This is a genomic window from Agrococcus sp. ARC_14 (assembly GCF_022436485.1).
Lineage (GTDB): Bacteria > Actinomycetota > Actinomycetes > Actinomycetales > Microbacteriaceae > Agrococcus.
In genome coordinates this window covers 2,232,420-2,250,122 of record NZ_JAKUDO010000001.1, presented here as the reverse complement: position 1 = coordinate 2,250,122, position 17,703 = coordinate 2,232,420, and the positions used below count along the sequence as shown (strand labels likewise).

The 17,703-nt window shown below is 70.9% G+C and carries 15 protein-coding genes; 13 read left to right on the top strand and 2 right to left on the bottom strand.

The window, feature by feature from the left end:
- The first annotated feature begins 6 nt into the window (after nucleotides 1-6).
- Both MKD51_RS11145 and MKD51_RS11140 read left to right on the top strand, forming a co-directional pair.
- Nucleotides 7-714 carry a lysophospholipid acyltransferase family protein gene (locus MKD51_RS11145; RefSeq protein WP_240240375.1) on the top strand — a complete coding sequence of 236 codons (708 nt, stop codon included), beginning with the start codon at nucleotides 7-9 and terminating at the stop codon, nucleotides 712-714.
- A 63-nt stretch (nucleotides 715-777) separates the two neighbouring features.
- Nucleotides 778-2,160 (top strand): 3-deoxy-7-phosphoheptulonate synthase class II, encoded by a 1,383-nt coding sequence (locus MKD51_RS11140; RefSeq protein ID WP_240240374.1) that lies wholly within the window; start codon nucleotides 778-780, stop codon nucleotides 2,158-2,160.
- Nucleotides 2,161-2,196: 36 nt separating this feature from the next.
- Here MKD51_RS11140 and pknB read toward each other — a convergent pair whose 3' ends face one another.
- Complete coding sequence (pknB, locus tag MKD51_RS11135; RefSeq protein ID WP_240240373.1) at nucleotides 2,197-4,128, bottom strand: Stk1 family PASTA domain-containing Ser/Thr kinase; 1,932 nt, start codon at nucleotides 4,126-4,128, stop codon at nucleotides 2,197-2,199.
- Between the two features lie 126 nt (nucleotides 4,129-4,254).
- On the opposite strand from pknB, the gene MKD51_RS11130 reads away from it, so the two are divergent.
- Nucleotides 4,255-4,617 carry an Rv2175c family DNA-binding protein gene (locus tag MKD51_RS11130; protein WP_240240934.1) on the top strand — a complete coding sequence of 121 codons (363 nt, stop codon included), beginning with the start codon at nucleotides 4,255-4,257 and terminating at the stop codon, nucleotides 4,615-4,617.
- 60 nt (nucleotides 4,618-4,677) lie between these two features.
- Here MKD51_RS11130 and MKD51_RS11125 read toward each other — a convergent pair whose 3' ends face one another.
- On the bottom strand, nucleotides 4,678-5,790 hold the full coding sequence (locus MKD51_RS11125; protein WP_240240372.1) for a polyprenyl synthetase family protein: 1,113 nt from the start codon (nucleotides 5,788-5,790) through the stop codon (nucleotides 4,678-4,680).
- 71 nt (nucleotides 5,791-5,861) lie between these two features.
- Between MKD51_RS11125 and MKD51_RS11120 the strand changes: the two genes are divergently transcribed.
- The 10 genes from MKD51_RS11120 to ftsW all read left to right on the top strand — a co-directional run bounded on the left by MKD51_RS11120 (nucleotide 5,862) and on the right by ftsW (nucleotide 17,703).
- A complete protein-coding gene (locus MKD51_RS11120) occupies nucleotides 5,862-6,239 on the top strand; it encodes a DUF3040 domain-containing protein (RefSeq protein WP_240240371.1) in 378 nt (125 codons plus the stop codon).
- A gap of 431 nt (nucleotides 6,240-6,670) precedes the next feature.
- The gene (gene mraZ / locus MKD51_RS11115; RefSeq protein WP_240240370.1) at nucleotides 6,671-7,102 is read left to right on the top strand and encodes a division/cell wall cluster transcriptional repressor MraZ; all 432 of its coding nucleotides are present in this window, start codon (nucleotides 6,671-6,673) and stop codon (nucleotides 7,100-7,102) included.
- A gap of 97 nt (nucleotides 7,103-7,199) precedes the next feature.
- Nucleotides 7,200-8,219 carry a 16S rRNA (cytosine(1402)-N(4))-methyltransferase RsmH gene (gene rsmH / locus MKD51_RS11110; protein ID WP_240240369.1) on the top strand — a complete coding sequence of 340 codons (1,020 nt, stop codon included), beginning with the start codon at nucleotides 7,200-7,202 and terminating at the stop codon, nucleotides 8,217-8,219.
- Entirely contained in the window at nucleotides 8,216-8,920 is a 705-nt protein-coding gene (locus MKD51_RS11105) for a hypothetical protein (protein ID WP_240240368.1), read from the top strand. The genes rsmH and MKD51_RS11105 overlap by 4 nt, the downstream gene beginning before the upstream one ends.
- Before the next feature lie 110 nt (nucleotides 8,921-9,030).
- Nucleotides 9,031-10,818: a penicillin-binding protein 2 gene (locus tag MKD51_RS11100; RefSeq protein ID WP_240240367.1), complete on the top strand. Its 1,788-nt coding sequence runs from the start codon at nucleotides 9,031-9,033 to the stop codon at nucleotides 10,816-10,818.
- Between the two features lie 53 nt (nucleotides 10,819-10,871).
- Nucleotides 10,872-12,479 carry a UDP-N-acetylmuramoyl-L-alanyl-D-glutamate--2,6-diaminopimelate ligase gene (locus MKD51_RS11095; protein WP_240240366.1) on the top strand — a complete coding sequence of 536 codons (1,608 nt, stop codon included), beginning with the start codon at nucleotides 10,872-10,874 and terminating at the stop codon, nucleotides 12,477-12,479.
- Nucleotides 12,479-13,894, top strand: coding sequence for a UDP-N-acetylmuramoyl-tripeptide--D-alanyl-D-alanine ligase (gene murF / locus MKD51_RS11090; RefSeq protein WP_240240365.1), 1,416 nt, complete (start codon nucleotides 12,479-12,481; stop codon nucleotides 13,892-13,894). The genes MKD51_RS11095 and murF overlap by 1 nt, the downstream gene beginning before the upstream one ends.
- Complete coding sequence (mraY, locus tag MKD51_RS11085; protein WP_240240364.1) at nucleotides 13,894-14,982, top strand: phospho-N-acetylmuramoyl-pentapeptide-transferase; 1,089 nt, start codon at nucleotides 13,894-13,896, stop codon at nucleotides 14,980-14,982. Before murF ends, mraY begins: the two co-directional genes overlap by 1 nt.
- Entirely contained in the window at nucleotides 14,982-16,484 is a 1,503-nt protein-coding gene (gene murD / locus MKD51_RS11080; protein ID WP_240240363.1) for a UDP-N-acetylmuramoyl-L-alanine--D-glutamate ligase, read from the top strand. Before mraY ends, murD begins: the two co-directional genes overlap by 1 nt.
- Entirely contained in the window at nucleotides 16,444-17,703 is a 1,260-nt protein-coding gene (ftsW, locus tag MKD51_RS11075; protein ID WP_240240362.1) for a putative lipid II flippase FtsW, read from the top strand. The genes murD and ftsW overlap by 41 nt, the downstream gene beginning before the upstream one ends.

Sequence of the window (17,703 nt, the reverse complement as noted above, 5' to 3'; positions counted from 1 at the left end):
GTGGCGATGATCTACTGGCTGATGCGACATTGGGTCGTCGGCCCTTACATGACGCGGGTGTTCCGCCCATGGGTCGCCGGTCTCGACAACCTCCCGGAGCACGGGGGCGCGATCATCGCGGGCAACCACCTCTCGGTCATCGACTCCTTCCTCATGCCGCTCGTGATCGACCGGCGGGTCTACTTCCTCGCGAAGTCCGACTACTTCAACGGCACCGGCATCAAGGGCAGGCTCATGCGCTGGTTCTTCCTGGCGGTCGGCCAGCTGCCGATGGATCGCTCTGGCGGCGAGAAGAGCTCGCAGAGCCTCGACGCCGCGCTCCAGAAGCTGCAGGACGGCGGCCTCATCGGCATCTACCCGGAGGGCACCCGCAGCCCCGACGGCAAGCTCTACCGGGGCAGGACCGGCGTCGCCCGCATGGTGCTCGACGCCCGCGTGCCCGTCATCCCGTGCGTCATGGTCGACACCGAGAAGGTCATGCCGATCGGGCGCCGGATGCCGAAGGTCGGCCGCATCGGCATCATCTTCGGCGAGCCGCTCGACTTCTCCCGCTACTACAACCTCGATGGCGACCGCTTCGTGCTCCGCTCGATCACCGACGAGATCATGGTCACCCTGAACCGCATCTCCGATCAGGAGTACGTCGACGTCTACGCCTCGAGCGTGAAGGCGCGCGTCGAGGCGGAGCGCAAGGCGCTCGCTCCTCGTCGCTGAGCCCGGCGACCCCGGTAGGCTGGACTGCGGCGCACACGGCGCCGCTCGAGCATTGAGGCAGGCATGACGGATACGATCGCGATTCCCGAGTTCATGGAGCGCAGCTCCATCGAGCAGGGCCTCGACGCGTATCGATCGCTGCCCGTCAAGCAGCAGCCGGCCTGGCAGGACGAGGCCGCGATCGAGCAGGTGCGCCGCGAGCTGCGCAGCGCCCCTCCGCTGGTCTTCGCCGGCGAGGTCGATCAGCTGCGCGACCGGCTTGCGGCCGCAGCGCGCGGCGAGGCCTTCCTGCTCCAGGGTGGCGACTGCGCAGAGACCTTCGCGGGCGCGACTGCCGACAACATCAAGGGCCGCGTCAAGACGATCCTGCAGATGGCGGTCGTGCTCACCTACGGCGCCGCGATGCCCGTCATCAAGATGGGCCGCATGGCGGGGCAGTTCGCCAAGCCGCGCTCGAGCGACACCGAGACGCGCGGTGACCTGACGCTGCCCGCCTACCGCGGCGACATCGTGAACGGCTACGACTTCACGCCCGAGTCGCGCGCGGCAGACCCGCAGCGCATCCTGCGCGGCTACCACATGGCCGCGTCGACCCTGAATCTCGTGCGCGCGTTCACGCAGGGTGGCTTCGCCGACCTGCGCCAGGTGCACTCCTGGAACAAGGGCTTCGGGCAGAACCCGTCGTTCGCCCGCTACGAGGCGCTCGCCGGTGAGATCGACCGTGCCGTGCGCTTCATGGAGGCGGCCGGCGCGAACTTCGACGAGCTCAAGGGCGTCGAGTTCTTCACCGGCCACGAGGGCCTGCTGCTGGACTACGAGCGGCCCATGACCCGCATCGACTCCCGCACCGGCCTCGCCTACAACACCTCCAGCCACTTCCAGTGGATCGGCGAGCGCACGCGTGAGCTCGAGGGCGCGCACGTCGACTTCTTCTCGCGGGTGCGCAACCCGATCGGCGTGAAGCTCGGCCCTTCGACGACGCCCGCCGACATGGAGGCGCTGATCGACAAGCTCGACCCCGAGCGCGAGCCGGGCAGGCTGACCTTCATCACCCGCATGGGCGCAGGCCGCATCCGCGACGTGCTGCCGGGCCTGCTCGAGGCGTCCAAGTCGCTCGAGTCGACGCCGCTGTGGGTGACCGACCCCATGCACGGCAACGGCATCACGACGAAGAACGGCTACAAGTCGCGTCGCTTCGACGACGTGGTCGACGAGGTGCGCGGCTTCTTCGAGGCGCACCGTGCGGTCGGCACCTTCGCGGGCGGCATCCACGTCGAGCTCACCGGCGACGACGTGACGGAGTGCCTCGGCGGCTCGGAGGAGATCGACGAGGTCGCCCTCGAGACCCGCTACGAGTCGCTCTGCGATCCGCGCCTGAACCACATGCAGTCGCTCGAGCTCGCCTTCCTCGTCGCCGAGGAGCTGCGCGCCGCGCCTCGCCCGTAGGCAGGACGTGGGGCGGATCGGCTCCGGCCCTTGCCGCTAGAAGGTCGCGTCGATCACGACGGACGTGCCCTCTTCGACGGAGGTGCCGGCCTCGACGCTCTGCGACAGGATGTTCGCGATGCCCGAGCCCCACAGCGCCTCGGGGATGTTCGTCTGCAGGTCGGGCTCGAGCCCGGCCTCGCGCAGCGTCGCCAGCGCCTCGTCGATCGGGCGGCCGACGACATCCGGCACATCGACCATGACGGGGCCCATCGAGACGATCCCGGTCACGGTGTCGCCAGGCCGCAGGTAGCGGTCGGTGGGATAGGTGAGTGAGATGAGCCTGCCCTGCTCGACCTCTGCCGAGTGCTCCTCGACGGAGAAGTCGACCTCGAGATCGGCCTGCTCGAGGGCGGCGCGCGCCTCGTCGGCCACCTGGCCCGCTTCCGCGGGCACCGGGCCGAGCGAGACCCGCAGCGCGATGGGGGAGCGCTCCTCGAGCGTCTCGAGCTCGCTGATGCGGGTGCCGTCCTCAAGGAGGCCGGCGATCACGCTGTCAGCAGGCCGGTCGGCGTCGAACACTCGGTCGGGCTCGCTCTCGGAGACCGTGAACCCCGCGTCCTCGATCGCCGCCCGCGCCTCATCCGCCGTGCGGCCCTCGAGCTCGGGCAGCGGCAGATCCAGGCGGCCGGAGGAGAGCACCAGCTGCACGGCATCGCCGTTGCCGAGCTCGGTGCCCGCGGGCGGGTCGGTGCGCAGCGCCTGCCCCATCGGGGTGTCATAGTTCGACTCGGTGACCGTGCCGGAGATCTCGAGGCCGTGGTCTGCCAGCAGCGCGACGGCCGCCGCCTCCTCCTGGCCTGCAACGTCGGGCACGCTCGCGCGGCCGCCGGGCCCGAGGTTGAACCACCAGCCGACGCCCACCGCGAGCAGCGCGCCGAGGAGCACGAGCGCGAGCCAGAGGATGCCGCGCCTGCGCCGCACCGTGACACGGCGCGAGAGCGCGGTGGTCGCGGCACCGTCGCCGGTGTCCTGCACGACCTCTGGCTCGGAGACGATCGGGCGGCGCTGCTTCTTGGGCCGCTCGATGACCGTGGTGGAGCGGTCGTCCTCGGTGAGGAACGGCAGCACGGTCGTCGGTGCATCGATGCCGCGCTCCCGGACGGCGTGCAGCTCGGTGAGCATCTCGCCGGCATCCGTCGGCCGCAGGTTGGGGTCGCGCTGCGTCGCCCAGTGCACGAGCGAGTCGAGCGCGTCCGGGATGCCGGATGCCGTGCTCGAGGGCAGCGGAACGTCGTCGTTCGCGTGCTGGAACGCGATCTGCATCGGTTCGTCGCCCGTGAAGGGCTGCGTGCCGGTGAGCATCTCGAAGAGCATGATGCCGACGGCGTAGATGTCGCTGCGGGCATCGGCGACGCCGCGTGTGACGAGCTCGGGGGAGAGGTAGGCGATCGTGCCCAGCAGCGCCTTGCCGGTCGCGGTGTTCGCCGTCGCGGCGCGCGCGAGCCCGAAGTCGCCGATCTTGATGCGGCCGTCGTGCGCCAGCAGGATGTTCTCGGGCTTGAGGTCGCGGTGCACGATGCCGGCGCGATGCGCTGCCGCGAGCCCGGCGAGCACCGCCTCGAGCACGTCGAGCGACTGCTCCGGCGTGATGCGGCCGCGATCGGTCAGCAGGTCGCGCAGGGTGATGGAGGGCACGAGCTCCATCACGAGCCAGGCGAGATCGCCGTCCTCGCCCTGGTCGTAGGTGTTGACGACGTTCGGGTGCGCGAGGCGGGCGGCGGCCTTCGCCTCCTGGATGAAGCGCTCGCGGAACTCGGGGTCGTCGCCCAGGTGCGGGTGCATGACCTTGACGGCGACCTTGCGGTCGAGCCGCAGGTCGATGCCTTCGTAGACGCTCGCCATCCCGCCGCGCGCGATGCGCTCGCCGACCTCGTATCGACGGTCGATGGTCCGTCCGATGACGGGATCGCGGGAGTCGACAGGCACGGAGCGAGAATAGGCGCTGCGCGGGGGATTCGCGGTGCTCCACGCCGCCCGGTGGAGCACTTGGGTGCCGGTCCTGGGGTCGTCAGCGCGAGAGTCGGGCATGATGGATGCGTGACGCATGATCCCCTGCAGCCAGAGTCCGCGCAGCACGACGCAGCGACCGAGAGCCCCGCGTGGCTCACCGTGCCCGACCTGGTCGACCTCCTCGGGGAGCCCGTCGGACGCATCCACCGGCTGATCCAGGATCACCACCTGCCTGCGACCCGCAGGAATGGGCCCGTGCAGGTGCCCGCCGTCTGCGTGCGCGACGGCCAGCCGATGTCGGAGGTGCGCGGCACGCTCATGGTGCTGCTCGACCTGGGCCTCACCGAGGACGAGGCGATCGACTGGCTGATCAACGAGGACGACGCGCTCGGCACCACCCCCATGGAGGCGCTGCGCCAGAACCGCAAGGCCGAGGTGCGCCGAGTCGCCCAGACGCAGGGCTGAGCCTCGGTCTCGTGACGGCAGCGGGCTTCGCCCGCGACCTCCTCGACCTACAGCAGGTGGTCAGCGATCCCGCTTCGCCACCGTGTCCGCCAGCCGCTCGAGCTCCAGCACCGCAGAGCGCGACAGCTCGCCGTCGTGCAGCGACTCGAGCGCCTCGCCGACCGCGCGGTCGATGAGCGCCTCGAGGCGCTGCGGCGCCTCCGAGCGCTGGATGGCGTCCTGCAGGATGGCGATCTGCCTCTCGTCGAGCTCGCGGTCGCCCAGCAGCTCGTCGAGCATGGTGCGCACCCCGGAGGAGAGTCGTTGGCGCGCGATCTCGATCAGCACGGTGCGCTTGCCCTCCCGGAGGTCGTCGCCCGCCGGCTTGCCCGTCACCTCCGGGTCGCCGAAGACGCCCAGCAGGTCGTCGCGCATCTGGAAGGCGATGCCCACCGGCAGGCCGTAGCCGGCAAGCGCGTCGAGCTGCGACTCCGAGCCGCCTGCGAGCAGCGCCCCGAGCGTCAGCGGCGCCTCGACCGAGTACTTCGCCGACTTGTAGATCGCGACCGTGTGCGCTCGATCGAGCAGCACTGCCGGCTCCTGCCTGATCCAGGCGGCCTCCTCGAGCACGTCGAGGTACTGCCCGAAGGTGACCTCCTCGCGCATGCGGCGGTAGGCATCGTGCACGGCATCACCGTGCGCCGCCCCGCGGCAAGCGCGCAGCATCCGGTCGTCAGCCCAGTTGAGCAGCAGGTCGCCGACCAGCACGGCGGCGTGCTCGCCCCACTGGCCCGCCAGGCCGACCCATTCGCCGTCCCGATGCATGGCCTCGAGTGCCCGGTGCATCGACGGCTGACCCCTGCGGGTGTCGGACTGATCGATGATGTCGTCGTGCACGAGCGCCGCGGCGTGGAAGAGCTCCATCGCCGTCGCGACGCCGACGACGTCGGCCCACGCGGGGTCCTCCTCGGTGCCTGCGGTGCGGGATGCGTCGGGTCCGGCGGCCGTCACCGCGTGCCAGCCCCAGAGCACGAAGGCGCTGCGCACGCGCTTGCCGCCGGAGACCATCCGACGCACGAGCTGCAGCAGGCCGGTCGCGTCCTCGGCGATCTCGACCAGCGACTGCTCTCGCTCGTCGAGATACTCCTGGATCGAGGCCTCGACGGCCCGGGCGAAACGCTGCTGTGCTGACACAAGACACATGCTATTGACAGCCGGAGCACGTAGACTGTCGTTCCGCACCGGTTGAGCGAAAGGGGTGCGACATGGGCCTCTCAGAGAACGAGCAGCGACTGCTCGACGAGATGGAGCGCAATCTCTACAAGCACGAGGCTGACATCGTCAACACGTCGGCCGGCCCGCGCACGGTCAACTACACCAAGGTTGCCGTCGGGCTGCTCGGCGTCGTCATCGGCCTGGTGCTCATCGTGGTCGCGGTGAGCCTCAAGATCGCCGTCATCGGGGTCGTGGGATTCGCGGTCGCCGTGGTCGGCGCGCTATGGGCGCTCTCTGCCTCGCGCCCAGCCACGGGCGACGAGGCTGCCGCCAAGCGCGAGGCCGGCGCCGGCCCCGCGACGGCGAAGCAGGGTCCGAGCCTCATGGACCGCCTCTCGCAGGAGTGGGACGACCGCAACCAGCGTTGAGCCCGGAGTGCTCACCCACCGGGTGATCGCGCAGGGCTCAAGGTCGAGGAGTGCGCGGCCGCAGGCCGCACACGTCACGAGACCTCGCCGCACCGAGCGTCAGCTCCGCCTGCACGCGTAGCGACACCTCGCCATCCACCTTCGCCACCCACCCCCTCCACCCGCCTCCACCCTCCGCACACCCAGGGCCGACTCCTCCGAGTCGGCCCTTTCTCATGCCCTGACGCATCCCGCAGCGGCAATCCCGCGCCTTCACGAGCCCTGGCTCCCGCATACTCGCTCCAAATCCCTCCACCGTGATTGCGTTAGGAAACATTGGGGACACGCCGCAATGCTTGGCCGATTCTCAGTGTCTGTGGCTGGAAGTGGAGTACTGTGGAGGAAATCGGCAGACGTCGGTGGATCTCGCAGGCCGGACGAGAGGGGGCGACGTGTTCCTCGGCACCCATACGCCCAAGCTCGACGACAAGGGCCGCGTCATCCTTCCCGCCCGCTTTCGGCAGGAGCTCGAGGGCGGCCTCGTCCTCACCCGTGGCCAGGAGCGCTGCATCTACGTCTTCTCGGTGCGCGAGTTCGAGCAGGTGCACGAGCAGATCCGGCAGGCGCCGCTGACCTCGGCCGGCGCGCGCGACTTCCTGCGGCTCTTCCTCTCCGGCGCCTCGAGCGAGCAGCCCGACAGCCAGCACCGGGTCACCATCCCCGCGAACCTGCGCGACTACGCGGGGCTTGGTCGCGAGCTCACCGTCATCGGCGCCGGCACCCGCGCCGAGATCTGGGACACCGAGGCCTGGAACGAGTACTACGCGGCCAAGGAGGCCGACTTCGCGAGCACGACGGAGGAGGTGATCCCCGGCATCTTCTGACTCGGCTCGTGACCCTCAGCTGGGCGCCGCGACACACCTTCCCCGGTGTCGCGTCGCGCGGATGGGGATCAGGAGCCGAGACGGACACGGGAACCCTATGGACGCATCCGCTCTGCACACCCCGGTCATGCTCGACCGCACCCTCGAGCTGCTCGCCCCCGCGATCGAGGCGGCTGCTGCCGCCGGCCGCACGCCGCTCGTCGTCGACGGCACGCTCGGCATGGGCGGCCACACCGAGGCCATGCTCGCCGCGCACCCGACGCTCGTGGTCGCGGGCATCGACCGCGACCCCGACGCGATCCGGATCGCGGGGGAGCGACTCGCCCCCTTCGGCGAGCGCTTCCTCCCCGTGCAGACGACCTACGACCGCATCGATCTCGCCGTCGAGGCGGCCGGCGTCGATGCCGCCGACGGCATCCTGCTCGACCTCGGCGTCTCGAGCCTGCAGCTCGACGCGGCCGACCGCGGCTTCGCCTACGCGAAGGACGCCCCGCTGGACATGCGCATGGGCCAGGCGGGCGACGTGACCGCAGCCACGATCCTCGCCGAGCGCAGCGACCGCGAGCTCGCACGGCTGTTCCGCGTGTACGGCGACGAGAAGCTCGCCGACCGCTACGCCCGCGCGATCGTCGCCGCGCGTGCCGAGGCACCCATCGCGACCTCCGCGCAGCTCGTCGACATCCTGCAGCTCGCAACGCCTCGCGCCCTCGCCAACCAGGGGCACCCGGCCAAGCGCGTGTTCCAGGCGCTGCGCATCGAGGTCAACCAGGAGCTCGCGATCCTCGAGCGCACGATGCCCGCCGCGATCGACGCGCTCGCACTCGGCGGTCGCATCGTCGTGCTCGCCTACCAGTCGCTCGAGGACCGCATCGTCAAGCGTGCCCTGCAGGCGGCCGCCAGCTCGACGACCCCGCGCGACCTGCCTGTCGAGCTGCCTGAGCACGCGCCGCACCTGCGGCTGCTCGTGCGCGGCGCCGAGCGCGCCGACGAGGCGGAGCGCGCCGTCAACCCGCGCTCCACGCCCGTGCGTCTGCGCGCGGCCGAGCGCATCCGACCCGTCGTCTACAGCAGTGCCCGATCGATCCGTGCCACGCAGTCCAGTGGGGAGCAGTCATGACCGACGCCGCCGTCGCCCGCATGCACATGGAGTCCGTGGAGCGCGCTCCGCAGCGCGACCACGCACCCAGCCGTGATCGGCATCTCAGAGCGCTGCCCGCGCCCAGCGTGCGCCGCGCGCCGCGCCTGGTGCACGGCGTGCTGGCGCTCGCCGGCCTCGCCGGCATCGTGGTGGCGCAGCTCGGCCTCTCGGTCGTGATCAGCGAGGGCGCCTACACGCTCAGCGCGCTGCAGGGCGAGTCGAGCGCGCTCGCGCGCAGCGAGCAGGCGCTCGCCGAGGATGTCGCGGTGCTCTCGTCGCCGCAGCACGTCTCGATCGCCGCCGACGAGCTGGGCATGCTCGCCGGGCAGCCCTCGCAGTTCCTCACCCTCTCCGGCGAGGCGACCGCTGGCGGGCCCGACGCACTGCACATGCAGGTGCCGGCGCTCGACCAGTTCGGCATGTACGTGCCGAACGCGCTGCTCAACACGCAGCCGCAGACGGCCGCCGTGGTGCACGACGTGGCAGAGGCCGCGGTCCAGCCCTACCCCGGCATGCTGCTGGCAGCGGGCGAGACGGCGCCCCAGGTGGGCTCGGGAGCTGACGCGGCCGACGCCGAGGCGGCCGATGCTGCAGCGGCCGCCGCCGCGGCTGCCGGCGTCGCCCCGACGACCGACGAGACCGCGCCCGGCACGCTGCTGCCGGCGACTGCGGCCGAGTGAGGGCGTGGCGACGCAGCTGAGCGCTGGGCCGCCGCTACCGTGCATGCGACCGCTCCGGCGGTGAAGGTCCGACACGAGAAGGCTCGCGATCGCGCGAGAGGGAGGCGGAGGTGACCGTGGCAGTCAAGCGGAGGCGGTCCCGCACCGCAGTGCGCACGACGATCGTTGCGATCCTGACCTTCGCCCTGCTGGCGACCTTCGTGGTGCGGCTCGCCGACATCCAGGTGGTGCGGGCCGAGGCCCTCAACGCAGAGGCGGATGGGCGCCGTGGCGTCTCGCAGACGCTCTTCGGCACGCGCGGCCAGATCACCGACTCGACCGGCACGGTGCTCGCCGAGAGCGTCGACCGCTGGGATCTCACGATCTCGCCCCAGTACACGCGCGACCCCGGCGTCGAGGCCGAGGACGATGCGCTCAGCGTTCGTGACGCGCTCGTGCAGATCAGCGCGATCACCGGCGACGATCCGCACGACCTGCAGGCGCGCATCTACGCAGAGCTCGAGCGCAACGCCGAGTCCGACTACATGATGCTCTCGCCCGGTCTCGACGCCCGGCAGTATGAGGCGGTGCGCGATCTCGGCATCCCGTGGGTCTACCTGCGGCTCAACCCGCAGCGGGTCTACCCCTCCGGTTCGGTCGCCGGCAACCTTGTCGGCTTCATGGGCCAGTCCGAGGCCTTGGCCGGCATCGAGCGGAGCCAGGAGGAGTGTCTGGCGGCCGAGTCCGGCGAGACGACCTTCGACCGATCCGCCGACGGCACGCCCATCCCCGGCTCCGTCGTCACTGACCCGGCAGTCGACGGCGGCACCGTCGGGCTCACGATCGACGCCGACGTGCAGTACCAGGTGCAGCAGCTCACCGCGCAGTACACCGCGCAGCTGCGGGCGCGCAGCGGCACGAGCATCATCATGCGCACCGACGGCACCGTCGTGGCCATCGCAGAATCGCCCACCGTCGACCCCAACGACCCCACGGCATCCGACAGCCAGGATCGCGGCTCGCGCGCCTTCACGGCGGCCTACGAGCCCGGCTCGATCTTCAAGACCTTCTCCTGGGCGGCGATGCTCGACCTCGGGCTCATCGAGCCCACACAGGAGCTGAGCGTTCCCTGGGTGTACGAGCAGGGCGGTGCGCGAGTCCGCGACGCCCACTCGCATCCGGTCGAGCAGTGGACCGCCTCCGGCATCCTCGTGAACTCCTCCAACTCGGGCATGTCGAGCCTGGCGGAGGGGATGGATCGCGTCGACTACTACGACTACCTCGATCGGTTCGGCTTCGGCGAGCAGAGCGCCGTCGGGTTCGCAGGCGAGCAGGCGGGCGTGCTCCACGACCCGACGAACCTCGATCCGCAGACGAGTCTCACGAGCCTGTTCGGGCAGGGTCTCTCCGCCACGCCGATGCAGCTCGCGTCCGCCTACCAGGCGATGGCGAACGGCGGCGTGCACGAGCCGGTGCAGCTGATCTCCGGATGCACCTCCGCCGACGGCGAGGTGACCTCGCCCGAGCTGCCGGAGGGGCAGCGCGTCGTCAGCGAGCAGACGGCGAACCGGACGCTCGAGACGCTCGAGCACGTGGTCACCGACTACGGCTACGAGACGTTCCCGATCGAGGGCTACCGCATCGCGGCGAAGACCGGCACGGCCCAGATGGCCTACGCCGACGGGAGCGGCTACGACCCGAATCGCATGATGATCTCGGTCGCCGGCGTCTTCCCCGTCGACGACCCGCAGTTCGTGGTGCTGACCCTGTTCGACAGCCCGCAGACGAACCGGACCAGCGGTGGGGCCATCCCGGCCTTCCACGATATGGTGAACCTTCTGATCCGCCACTACGACATCCCTCCGAGCACGACGCCAGCGTCAGACGTTCCGCTGGAGTGGACGGCGGACGGGCCCTGAGGCTTCGCCGGCTGCGACACCGCGCCGGCTGACACATTGACGAGAGGATGTCCGTGGCGGGCGTGACCCCGAGGATCCTGCGACCGGAGCACCCCGCACCGCGGCCCCTCGCCGGACTGATCGACGAGTTCGAGCTCGACGTCGACGCCGAGCTCGACGGCGTCGAGGTCTCCGGCATCACCAACGACTCCTCCGACGTGCAGCCAGGCGATCTGTTCGCCGCACTGCCGGGTGCCAAGCGCCACGGTGCGGAGTTCGCCGTCGGCGCCGTCGAGCGCGGCGCGGTGGCGGTCGTGACGGACGCGGCGGGCGCGGCGCTGCTGCAGACCGACGCCCCGGTGATCGTGATCGACGACCCGCGCGCGGCGCTCGGCGAGATCGCCGCGTGGGTCTATCGCACCGGCGAGCAGCCGCCGAAGCTGTTCGGCATCACCGGCACCAACGGCAAGACCTCCACGTCGTTCATGCTCGAGGGGCTGCTCGCCGACCTCGGCTTCGTCACCGGGCTGTCCACGACGGCGGAGCGACACGTGGGCGACACGGTCGTCACCTCCAAGCTCACGACGCCGGAGGCGAGCGAGCTCCACGCGCTGCTGGCGCGCATGAAGGAGGCGGGCGTGCGGGCCGCCGTGCTCGAGGTGAGCGCGCAGGCGCTCGAGCGCCACCGCATCGACGGCGTGCTCTTCGATGTCGTCGCCTTCACGAACCTCAGTCACGACCACCTCGACGACTACGGCTCGATGGAGGCGTACTTCGAGGTCAAGCTCGAGCTGTTCACGCCCGACCGCGCCGTGCGCGGTGTGGTGTGCGTCGACACCGAGTGGGGCGTCAAGGTCGCCGAGCGCAGCCGCATCCCCGTCACCACCGTCTCGAGCGACCCGCAGCGGCAGGCCGACTGGCACGTCGACATCTGGGAGGAGACACCCGTCTCCACCTCGTTCACGCTCACCGGCATGGACGGCGGCGCCGTCGAGGTGCAGGTGCCGTTCATCGGCCGCCACATGGCCGTCGATGCCGCCATCGCCATCCTCATGCTCGTCGAGGACGGGTTCGAGATCGAGGCGATCGCCGAGTCCATCGACCGCGGCATGCGCCCGACGCTGCCGGGCCGGATCGAGCGCGTCTCGGGCGAGACGGGGCCTGCGGTCTTCGTCGACTACGGCCACAGCCCCGACGCCTTCGAGCAGACGCTCATCGCCCTGCGGCGCGTCACCGAGGGCAGGCTGCTCATGCTGTTCGGCGCCGACGGTGACCGCGACGCGACGAAGCGGGCCGACATGGGCCGCATCGCAGCAGAGCTCGCCGACATCGTGATCGTCACCGACTTCAACCCGCGCAGCGAGGATGCCGCGAGCATCCGCGCGCAGGTGCTCGAGGGCGCGCGCGCCGTCGCCGGTGGCAAGCCGGTGCTCGAGTCGTGGCCGGAGGAGGCAGCCATCCGGCTCGCGCTCGAGCACGCGGCACCCGGCGACACCGTGCTGTGGGCGGGACCGGGCGACGCCGACTACCGGGACGTCGCGGGCGAGCGAGAGCCCTTCGTGGCGCGCGACGAGGCAAGGCTCGCGCTCCACGAGGCAGGCTGGCCGGTCGATGCCGACACGCGCCGCGATGGCGACAAGCGACGCGACGGCGACAGGCGCCGCGACGGAGACAAGCGCTGATGCTGCGGATGCGAGCGAGCGAGATCGCCGAGGCCGTGGCAGGCACGCTGCACGGCGGCGACGTCGAGGTGACGGGATCGGTCGAGACGGATTCACGCCTCGTCGAGCCCGGCGGCGTCTTCTTCGCGATGCCCGGCGAGGCCACCGACGGCCACCGCTTCATCGACGCCGCGATCGCCGCGGGAGCCGCGCTCATCGTGGCGGAGCGCCCCGTGGAGGTCAGCGGGGATCGGCATGTGCCACACGTGCTGGTCGCGAAGGGCGTCGTCGCGCTCGGCGCGCTCGCCACGGAGGTCATCCGCCGCGTGCGTGAGACGGGGGAGCTGACCGTCGTCGGCGTCACCGGCTCGAACGGCAAGACCACCACGAAGAACATGCTGCAGGCGATCCTCGAGCAGCACGGCCCCACCGTCACGCCGGTGAAGTCGTTCAACAACGAGGTCGGCGCGCCGATGACGATGCTCCGCATCGATGCGGCGACCCGGTACCTCGTGCTCGAGATGGGCGCGAGCGTCGAGGGCGACATCGAGCGCCTGACGGCGATGTCGCACCCCGATGTCGGCGTGGTGCTCAAGGTCGGGCTCGCCCACGCCGGCGAGTTCGGCGGCATCGAGACCACGACGCGCGCGAAGACCGAGATGGTGCGCGACCTGCGTGCCGACGGCCTCGCGGTGCTCAACCGCGATGACGAGCGGGTGCGCGGCATGGCCGACGCGACCGATGCGACGGTCGCCTGGTTCGGCACCGAGCCCGGGCCCGCAGAGGCACCGACGCGGCTGTGGGCCGATGGGATCGACTCGACGCTCGATGGCACGGTCGCGACCGTGCACCGCGGCGAGGAGTCCTGGCAGCTGCGCATGCGCATCCTCGGCGAGCACCACGTCATGAACGCGCTCGCCGCGCTCACGGTCGCCGACGTGCTCGAGATCGGGCTCGCAGGAGCGATCGAGGCGCTCGCCACGATGGAGCGCGCCGAGCGAGGCCGCATGGAGCTGCTCGAGCCGGGCAGCGGCGTGACCGTGATCAACGACGCCTACAACGCCAGCCCCGACTCCACCGGCGCTGCGCTGCGCTCGCTCGCGCACATGACGCGCCAGGCCGGCCGCCGCTCGATCGCCGTGCTGGGCGAGATGACCGAGCTCGGCCCGCACGCGGTCGAGGAGCACGACCGCCTCGGTCGGCTCGCCGTGCGGGTGCGGATCGACCGGCTGATCGTCGTCGGCGCTGGCGCCAAGGCCATCCACGACGCGGCAGAGCTCGAGTCCTCGTTCGGGCAGGAGACGACCTGGGTCGCGACCGCCGACGAGGCGGAGGCGCTGCTGCGCCGCGAGCTCACCGCCGGTGACGTCGTACTCTTCAAGTCTTCCAACGCGGCGGGCCTCCAGGCCCTCGCTGAGCGGATCGGGGGCCTCTGATGCTCGTGCTGCTGGCATCCGCAGGCATCGCCCTGCTCATCTCGCTGTTCGCGACGCCGCTGTTCATCAAGGGATTCGCGCGCATCGGCTGGGGCCAGTTCATCCGCGACGACGGCCCGCAGTCGCACCACGTCAAGCGCGGCACGCCCACGATGGGCGGCCTCATCTTCATCGTCGCGACGCTGCTGGGCTACTTCGGCGGCAAGCTCCTCGGCCAGGACGCCCCGACGCTGCCCGCGCTGCTCATCCTGCTGCTCATGGTGGGCATGGGCGCTGTCGGCTTCATCGACGATTTCATGAAGATCTCGAACCAGCGCTCCTTGGGTCTGGGCGGATGGGCGAAGGTCGCAGGGCAGGTCGTCGTCTCGGTGCTCTTCGGCGTGCTCGCGATCACCGTGCCCTATGGCGACACCGGGCGCACGGTCGTCGACCCCGTGATCTCCGGCGTCCGCGACATCCCGTGGCTCGACCTCGCGCCTCTCGGTGCCATCGGCGGCATCCTGTTCGTGCTCTGGATCCTGCTGATGAACGTCTCGGCATCGAATGCCGTCAACGTCACCGACGGCCTCGACGGCCTCGCGACCGGCGCCGTCATCCTGTCGACGGTCGGCTACGCCTTCATCGCCTTCTGGCAGTTCAACCAGTCGTGCTTCGTCGACGGGCCCGGCGCCGGCTGCTACGACGTGCTGCAGCCGCTCGACGTGGCGACGCTCGGCGCCACGATCGTCGGCGCGCTCATCGGCTTCCTGTGGTGGAACACGAGCCCCGCCCAGATCTTCATGGGCGACGTCGGCTCGCTCGCGCTCGGCGGCGCGCTCGCCGGCTTCGCGATCATGACCGACACGCAGCTGCTGCTCATCCTCATCGCCGGCCTGCCCATCGTCGTCACCGGCTCGGTGATCGTGCAGCGGGCCTACTTCAAGGCGACCGGTGGCAAGCGCGTCTTCCTGATGACGCCGCTGCACCATCACTTCGAGCTCAAGGGCTGGGCAGAGGTGACGATCGTCGTGCGCTTCTGGATCGTCGCCGGGCTGTTCGTCGCCGCGGCCATCGGCCTGTTCTACTTCGAGTGGGCGCTGCAGAGCTGATGGGCCGCCTCGACACCCTCACCTCCTGGCACAGCGACTGGGCCGGGCTCCGCGTCGCTGTGCTCGGCCTCGGCGTCACGGGCTTCGCGGCCACCGACACGCTCGTCGAGCTGGGCGCATCCGTCACCGTCGTCGCCGAGCGCGTCGACGACGAGCGCAGGACGATCCTGGGCGTGCTCGCCGTGCCGATCGTCGAGGCGGGGGCCGACGAGCTGCCCGCGGCGATCACCGAGGCAGAGCTCGTCATCGCCTCGCCCGGCTTGCGCCCCGACCACCCGTGGCTCGTCGCCGCCGCCGACGGCGGCATCCCCGTCTGGGGCGACATCGAGCTCGCCTGGCGCGTGCGCGACAAGGTCGAGGCCGCCGAGTGGATCCTGGTCACCGGCACGAACGGCAAGACCACCACGACGCAGCTGGCCGCCCACATGCTGCGCGAGGCGGGCCTGCGCGTCGCGCCGGTCGGCAACATCGGCACTCCGGTGCTCGACGCGGTGCGCGATCCCGCCGGCTTCGACGTGCTCGTCGTCGAGCTCTCGAGCTTCCAGCTGCACGGGCTGCCCACAACTGGCCCCGGCGCGCTCTGGCCGCATTCCGCCGCCGTGCTCAACGTCGACGACGACCACATCGACTGGCACGGGTCGGCGGATGCCTACCGCGCGGCCAAGGCGAAGGTCTACACGAACGCTCGGGTCGCGGCCGTCTACAACGTCGAGGACCCCGTCACGATGGCGATGGTCGAGGAGGCGGAGGTCGTCGAGGGCTGCCGCGCCATCGGCTTCTCGCTCGGCATCCCCGGCCCCAGCGACCTGGGGATGGTGGAGGACGTGCTCGTCGACCGTGCGTTCCTCGACGCGCGGCACGCGCAGGCGCTGGAGCTCGCGAGCCTCGCCGACCTGGAGCCCGCAGGGCTGCGGTCGCCGCACATGACGCGCAACGTGCTCGCGGCCGCGGCGCTCGCGCGCGCCTTCGGTGCCGAGCCCGCCGACGTGCGGGACGCCATCCGCTCGTTCCGCCTCGACCGCCACCGCACCGAGCTCGTGGCAGAGCTCGAAGGGGTGCGCTTCGTCGACGACTCCAAGGCGACCAACCCGCATGCGGCGGAGGGCAGCCTCAGCGCCTTCGACCGGGTGGTCTGGATCGTGGGCGGGCTGTTCAAGGGCGCCGACGTCGCGCCGCTCGTCGAGCGGCACGCGCAGCGCATCGTCGCTGCGGTCGCGATCGGCGTGGAGCGCGCCCCCGTGCGGGAGGCGTTCGCGCGACACGCGCCGGGCATCCCGCTCGTGGAGGTCGACACGGCGGACACTGGTGCGGTGATGCGACTGGCCGTCGAGGCAGCCGTTGAGCACGCCGCGCCCGGCGTGACGGTCCTGCTGGCGCCGGCGGCGGCATCCATGGACCAGTTCAAGGACTACGCAGAGCGCGGCGACCGATTCGCCGAGGCAGTGCGGGAGAGGGGGGCCCATGGTGACGACGACGGCTCCCGCGACCGCCCGCGCGACTGACGCCAGGCTCAGCCGCGCAGAGCGTGTCGGCAAGCGCGCACTCGTGCGCGTGCGGTCGATCTTCGGCGCGCCCACGCTCAACGCGGCGCTGCTCATGGGCACGACGCTCTTCCTGGTGGTCTTCGGCCTGATCATGGTGCTCTCGTCCTCCTCGGTCGAGAGCTACGTCGCGAACGCCTCGTTCTTCACCGACTTCGTCAAGCAGGCGGCCTTCGCCTCGATCGGCGTCGTCTGCATGCTGGTCGCCGCGCGCCTGCCGGCCGGCACCTGGCCGCGGATCGCCTGGGTCGGCATCCTGCTCGGCATCGCGCTGCAGGTGCTCGTGTTCACGCCCATCGGCTTCGGCGCCGGCGGCAACCGCAACTGGATCGGCATCGGCGGGTTCTCGCTGCAGCCCTCGGAGTTCGTCAAGGTCGCGCTCTGCGTCTGGCTCGCGATGATCATGACGCGCAAGCAGAAGCGGATCGACAGCTTCTGGCAGGCGTGGATCCCCGCCGCGCCCGTCGCGGGCCTCTCGATCGGCCTCGTGCTGCTCGGCAGCGACCTCGGCACCGTCGTCATCATGGTCGCGCTCTCCTTCGGGGCGCTGTGGTTCGCGGGCGTCAGGTGGTGGCACCTGCTGCTCCCCGTCGTGGCGCTCGCCGTGCTCGCAGTGCCGGTGGTGCTCTCGAGCCCCTCGCGAGTGACCCGCATCACGTCGTTCCTGCAGGGCTGCACCGACGCCGACTACTACGACGGCTGCTGGCAGCAGCTGCACGGCACCTGGGCGCTCTCGGCGGGTGGGTTCTTCGGCGTCGGGCTCGGCAACTCCCGCGCCAAGTGGTCGTGGCTGCCGGAGGCCGACAACGACTACATCTTCGCGATCATCGGCGAGGAGCTCGGTCTGCTCGGCGCCGTCGTCGTGCTGGGGCTGTTCGCCCTGCTCGCCTGGACGATGCTGCGCATCGTGCAGCAGGCGAAGCAGCAGATGACGCGCGTGGTCACCGGCGCGGCCATGGTGTGGCTCGTCGGCCAGGCGCTCGTCAACATCGGCGTCGTGCTCGGCCTGCTGCCGGTGCTCGGGGTGCCGCTGCCATTCATCTCCTCCGGCGGCTCGCAGCTCATCGCCGCGCTGCTGATCGTCGGCATCGTGCTCTCGCTCGAGCGCGTCGACAATCCCAGAGCGCGCGGCGAAGAGCGCGACGGCGTGCAGCCTCGAGCCGCAGCAGTGAGGGGCTGA